General features: G+C 64.8%; 6 protein-coding genes. 5 read left to right on the top strand and 1 reads right to left on the bottom strand.

Going from position 1 to position 5,399, the window contains the following annotated elements:
* Positions 1-834: efflux RND transporter periplasmic adaptor subunit (locus tag EOA38_RS26930; RefSeq protein ID WP_127300662.1), on the top strand; the 834-nt coding region annotated here is incomplete at its 5' end.
* Positions 835-843: 9 nt separating this feature from the next.
* Here the strand turns inward: EOA38_RS26930 and EOA38_RS26935 are convergent.
* Positions 844-1,782 carry a LysR substrate-binding domain-containing protein gene (locus EOA38_RS26935; protein WP_126095346.1) on the bottom strand — a complete coding sequence of 313 codons (939 nt, stop codon included), beginning with the start codon at positions 1,780-1,782 and terminating at the stop codon, positions 844-846.
* A 101-nt stretch (positions 1,783-1,883) separates the two neighbouring features.
* On the opposite strand from EOA38_RS26935, the gene EOA38_RS26940 reads away from it, so the two are divergent.
* The 4 genes from EOA38_RS26940 to EOA38_RS26955 all read left to right on the top strand — a co-directional run.
* On the top strand, positions 1,884-2,675 hold the full coding sequence (locus EOA38_RS26940) for a 2OG-Fe(II) oxygenase (RefSeq protein ID WP_245464766.1): 792 nt from the start codon (positions 1,884-1,886) through the stop codon (positions 2,673-2,675).
* Between the two features lie 92 nt (positions 2,676-2,767).
* A complete protein-coding gene (locus EOA38_RS26945; RefSeq protein ID WP_127300663.1) occupies positions 2,768-3,460 on the top strand; it encodes a GntR family transcriptional regulator in 693 nt (230 codons plus the stop codon).
* Positions 3,461-3,489: 29 nt separating this feature from the next.
* Positions 3,490-4,593, top strand: a complete 1,104-nt coding sequence (locus tag EOA38_RS26950) for a mandelate racemase/muconate lactonizing enzyme family protein (protein ID WP_126095348.1) — start codon at positions 3,490-3,492, stop codon at positions 4,591-4,593.
* Between the two features lies 1 nt (position 4,594).
* Positions 4,595-5,399: mandelate racemase/muconate lactonizing enzyme family protein (locus EOA38_RS26955; protein WP_127300664.1), on the top strand; the 805-nt coding region annotated here is incomplete at its 3' end.

Here is a 5,399-nt window from a genome sequence, read left to right on the forward strand (position 1 = left end):
CCGGAAGACTATCAGGCAGCCCTCGACCAGGCCAAGGCGCAGGTCGAGCGCGATACCGCGACGCTCGACTATGCGCGCTCGAACCTCGGCCGCGGCAGCGAGCTCGCCAAGAGCGGCTATCTTGCCAAGGATAGTTTCGACCAGCGCACCAGCACCTTGCGCGGGGCCGAAGCGGCATTGCTTCTCGACAAGGCGGCAGTGCGAACGGCTGAGCTCAATCTCGGCTATGCGGAAATCAAAGCCCCCTTCCCGGGCCGCATCGGCCGCAACCAGGCCTCGGTCGGCACGCTGGTGAGCGTCGCCGGCACCGTGCTCAACACGCTGGTGCAGCTCGACCCGATCTACGTCACCTTCAATCCGAGTGAGACCGACCTCGTTGAGATCGAGCAAGCCAAGGCGGCCGGTCCGATCGCGGTCGACGTGCTCTTGCCCGGCGAGACCGAGCCAAGCCAGAAGGGTGAGCTCACCTTCATCGACAACACGATCGACCATTCGACCGGCACGATCACGGCCCGCGCAACGATCGGCAACGCCAAGTTCAGGCTGCTGCCAGGCCAATATGTCCGCGTGCGGCTGCATGTGAAGGAACAGCCCAACACGCTGATGGTGCCGCAGGTGGCGCTGGGCTCCAGCCAGCTCGGCAAATACCTCTATGTCCTCGGCAAGGGCAATACCGTCGACCAGAAACTGGTCTCGCTCGGGCCGACCGACGGCGACCTGATCTCCGTGACCTCCGGCATCTCCGAGAGCGACCAGGTGATCACGGGCAATCTGCAGAAGATCGGACCCGGAATGCCGGTTTCTCCCTTGCCGCAACCGAAACCGGCCAGCTGATAACCCCCATCAGTCCCGGTCCGACGGCGCCCTCGACTCCCACGTCGAGGGCGCCGTTTTGCTAAGAAGCTCCACCAAGTCCGCAATGTCCGCGCGCTCGGCCTTGGCCGGCAGCATGAAGGCGCAATAGGGCTGGCCGAGGCGCACTGAAACCGGCGAGAGCGCGATCAGCCGTCCAGCTTGCAGGTCGGCGCTGGCCATCACCCTTTGTCCCAGGGCGATTCCCAGTCCCAGCTTCGCCGCGCCGATCGCCAGGCTGGAGAGGCCGACGCGGCGACCGTGCGAAGGATCGGGCGCGCGGTTGCCGCCCGCTGCCGCGAACCAGTCTGCCCAGGTGGGATGCGAGGCGTAGTTCGGGCCCCAGTTGGTGTGGATGAACTGGCTCTCATGCGCGTTCGACAGATCGAGGGCCTCGTTGCCGTGGCGCCGCCAGAACTCCGGCGACGCGACCGGCAGCACGTCGTCATGGACGAGGCGGACCATTTTCAGCGCCGGATAGTGGTAGTCGCCGTAGCTGATGCGCAGGTCGATGTTCTGGCGCACGACGTCGACGGGATCGTCCTCGACGCGGACATCGATCGCCATCTGCGGGAAGCCGTCGAGCAGCACGGCCAGGCGCGGCGCCAGCCACAGTTCGGCCAGCGAGAACGGCACGCTGACGACGAGGCGCGTCCGCAAGCCGCCTTCCAGCATGCGCCGGCCGACAGCGGCTATCTCGCCCAGCGCCCGCGCCGTCTGCGGATAGATGGCATGGCCGGCATCGGTGAGCGTGATGCGGTTGCCGTTGCGCACGAACAATTGCTTGCCGAACCAGTCTTCGAGATTGCGAATCTGCTGGCTGACCGCGGCCGACGAGACACCGAGCTCGGTGGCGGCAAGCGTGAAGCTGCCGGCGCGGGCGGCGACCTCGAACGCCCTGACCGCGTTGAGTGGCGGAAGCTTTTCCATATAGGCCTTCACCAAGTTTTTCTTGCGGAAGCCTAACAATTTTCCGCGTTGAGAGAAAGATTTCCTTGCTGTCTAGTGACCTCAGATTTTTGGAGGACACAATGATCGAAGACATTCTCGACCTCGACCGCTACCCGCTCGACCGCGAGGGCAGCCCAGAATGGCAGCGCCTTGTGGAGGAATCGACCGCGGCGCTCAACGCCAACGGCATGTTCAACCTGGAAGGCTTCCTGCGCCCGGGCGTTGCCGAGAGGGCCGTCGCGGAAATCCGGCCGGTGATGGATACGCGCTCGCACACGCACAAGCGCATGCACAACATCTACTTCAAGCCCTCGATCCCGGAGCTTTCGCCCGACCATCCGGCGCTGCGCAAGGTCGAGACGATCAGCCACACGGTCTGCGCCGACCAGATTCCCGGCAGCATTGTCCTCGCCATCTACGAATACGAGCCCCTGGTGCGTTTCCTGGCGGTGACGATGGACAAGCCGCAATTGCATGTCATGCAGGATCCGCTCGCCCGCGCCAATGTCATGGCTTATCGGGCCGGCGAGGCGTTGAACTGGCACTTCGACCGCTCGGAATTCACCACGACGCTGCTGCTCCAGGCTCCGGAGCGCGGCGGCGACCTCGAATACCGCACCGACCTGCGTTCGGACGACGATCCGAACTACGACGGCGTCGCCAGGCTGCTCGAAGGGCGCGATCCGGAAGCGAAGATCCTGCGCATGAAGGCCGGTACGCTGAATGTCTTCCGCGGCAAGAACACCGCGCATCGCGTCACCACGGTCGAAGGCGAGCGGGAGCGCATGATCGCGGTGTTTTCCTACTACGAGCGCCCCGGCGTCATGTTCACCGAGGAGGAGCGCATCGGCTTCTACGGCCGCGCGGCTTGAGCATCGATGAAAATCCTGAATTCGCAAATTGCCCCTTGTTAGATTGTCGACAATCTGATTGTCTTGCAGCCGGTTCATCCGGAGTGGGACGCATGGCGAAACTGGATTTCAGTCCGATCGCGGATACGACGCGCAGGGCGGAGATCGTCGCCCTGCTCAGGCGCGCCATCCTGACCGGCCAGTTGGAGCCTGGGCAAAAGCTCAACGAGCTCAGGATTTCCGAGCAGATGCGGGTGAGCCGCGCGCCGCTGCGCGAGGCGATGCGCGAGCTGGTGCAGGAAGGCATCCTGACCAGCATCCCCTATGCCGGAACTTTCGTCATCGACGTCGCCGCCAAGGACATCATCGACGTCTATTCGCTCAACAAGGTGCTCGACGAGTTCGCCATCGAGCTCGCCTGGCCGCTGCGCGACCAGCGCTTCTTCGACGAGCTCGACCGCCGCCATGAAACGGTCAAAGCGGCGACGCGCGCGCTCGACACCACGCGCCAGATCGAGACGGCGCTACAACTGCATGGGCTGATCTACGAATGGGCCGACAATTCGGTGCTGCTCGAGACCTGGCAGCGGCTGACCAGTCGCCTGCAAATGTATTTCGCCCTGCATCAGCGGGCCCGCAACGAGCCGGTGCCGGCAGAAGACGTGCACGAGACTTATGTGGCGCTGCTCAAGGGCTCGGACATGCGCGCCGCCCAGCGCCACGCGCGCGAGCATATCGACCTCGATTTCGAAGAGCTGCTTGCCTACGCGTGCGGCCTTGAAAAGCGTGGGTCGAAGGGCGCCTGACCATTCCCTCGCTGACAACGGACACCAACGTGAAGATAAAGAGCATAAAAGCCTACCATGTCGTGCAGCCCTTCGTGGACGGGCCCTACCGCATGTCGAAGGGGCGGGTCGCCGACTGTTTCGACGCGGTGATCGTCGCCATCACTTCCGACACAGGTGTGACCGGCTGGGGCGAGATGGCGCCGCTCGGCAATTTCTACTCGGCCGCGTTTCCGGCGGGAACGCGTGCGGGCGTGCCGGAAATCGCGCCGCATCTCATCGGCCACGACCCGCGCGGGCTTGCCGGCATCGGCAGGCTGATGGACACGGTGTTCAAGGGCCATCCCTACATCAAGGCCGCGCTCGACATGGCGTGCTGGGATCTCGCCGCCTGTGCCGCCGACGTGCCGCTGGTGACGATGCTTGGCGGCCGCGAGAGCGAGACGGCGGAGCTCTACAGGGTCGTCACCCACGGCACGGTCGACCAGATGGCGGCACTTGCCAAGAAGATCGTCGCCGAAGGCTACCACCGGCTGCAGGTCAAGGTCGGCGGCAATGTGCGCGACGACATCGAGCGCGTCACCGCGGTGGCCGCGGCCGTGCCGAAGGGCACGGTGATCTTCTGCGACGCCAATGCCGGCTGGACGCCTTACCAGGCGCGCCAGTTCGCCGACGCAACACGCGGCATCGACTACACGTTCGAGCAGCCCTGCACGACGATCGAGGAGAACATGTCGGTGCGCCGCATGCTCGACAAGCCGATGGTGCTGGATGAGTCCGTTACCTCGCTGCAGGAGATGCTGGAAATCCATCGCCGCGGCGCGGCCGACGGGCTGACGCTGAAGATCTCGCGGCTGGGCGGCGTGACGCAGACCCGCCAGATCCGTGACGTTGCGGTCGATCTCGGCTTCATGATCACGGTCGAGGATACCGGCGGCGCCGAGATCGACACCGCCGCCATGGCGCATCTGTCGCTGTCGACGCCGGAGGAGCGCCGGCTGCATGCGATCGCCTTCCACGAATGGGTGACGGTGCGCACCGCCTCCAACAAGCCGCCCGTGACGGGCAGCCGCATGGGCATTCCCGATGGACCCGGCCTCGGCATCGATGTCGTGCCGGACCTGCTCGGCAAGCCTTTCTTCGAGATCGGCTGAGATGAAGATCAGGCGCGTCAGGGCAACGCCGATCAACTACAGGCTCGAAGCGCCCTACGTCTGGGTGTTCGGCGAGCTCGACGGCTTCTCGCCCACCATCGTCGAGGTCGAGACGGAGGACGGGCTTGTCGGTCTCGGCGAGGCACCGACGCCGGCGGCCGCTGCCGTCATCGACGATGTGCTGGCACCCAGGCTCGCCGGCCGTGACGCCTTCGACATCGCCGGCGCGGAGCAAGTCTGCCTGCCCTTCTGGACCGGCGTGCAGTCGATCAACGACCGCATCCGCATCATGGCCTTCGGCGCCATCGAAATGGCGCTGTGGGACCTGCGCGGCAAGGCCTGGAAGCAGCCGCTCTACCAGTTGCTCGGCGGCGCGGTGCGCAAGGATATCCCCTTCACCGATTATTTCTCGCTGCGCGGCGACGGGTCGAAGGTGAAGGGCGAGAAGACGCCGGAAGCGGTCGCAGATTACTGCGTCGAACTCCACGAGCGCCACGGCACGACCTTCTTCGAGGGCAAGTTCTCGACGCAGGATCCGAAAGTCTCGCTAAAGATGGTCGAGCTGATCCGCGACAAGCTCGGCGACGATGCGATGATCCGCATCGATTCCAACCAGGCCTATTCGCTCGCCACCGCCAGGCAGCTGGCGAGGCCGCTGGAAGACCTCGGCGTGCGCAACTGGGAGGATCCGGTCGCAACCATCGAGGCAATGCGCGAGCTGCGGCGCCACACGTCGATCCCGTTCTCGACCCACAATATCGACATCGCGCGCGCCATGGATCTCAAAGTGCCGGACGCGTTTGTCG

It is taken from the genome of Mesorhizobium sp. M1E.F.Ca.ET.041.01.1.1, assembly GCF_003997355.1.
In the GTDB taxonomy this organism is placed as follows: domain Bacteria; phylum Pseudomonadota; class Alphaproteobacteria; order Rhizobiales; family Rhizobiaceae; genus Mesorhizobium.